Source organism: Vibrio sp. 10N.222.55.C6 (assembly GCF_041473395.1).
Lineage (GTDB): Bacteria > Pseudomonadota > Gammaproteobacteria > Enterobacterales > Vibrionaceae > Vibrio > Vibrio crassostreae_C.
Window position 1 is genome coordinate 1 of the sequence record NZ_JBFRSD010000833.1, and the last position, 209, is coordinate 209.

Annotated in this window: 1 pseudogene; it reads left to right on the plus strand. The window is 42.6% G+C overall.

The annotated features are described in order from the left end of the window. Positions 1-209, plus strand: a pseudogene (locus tag AB4486_RS26430) (MFS transporter); the annotation flags it as partial.

The window sequence follows — 209 nt, forward strand, 5'->3', positions numbered from 1 at the left end:
ATAACACCTTTGATCGCGCCCGTTATCGGTGGATTCATTAACTTCCATTTTGGCTGGAGCATGGTGTTTATCTCGCTACTTGGATATGTCTCATTAGCTTGGGTGGTGTTAGCGTTCAAATTTAAGGAAACCGTCACTCAGGTTTCGGCGATCCCTTCGCCTAAGAGAATGGTTTCTCAATATAAAGAGTTACTCACTTCTCGTTATTT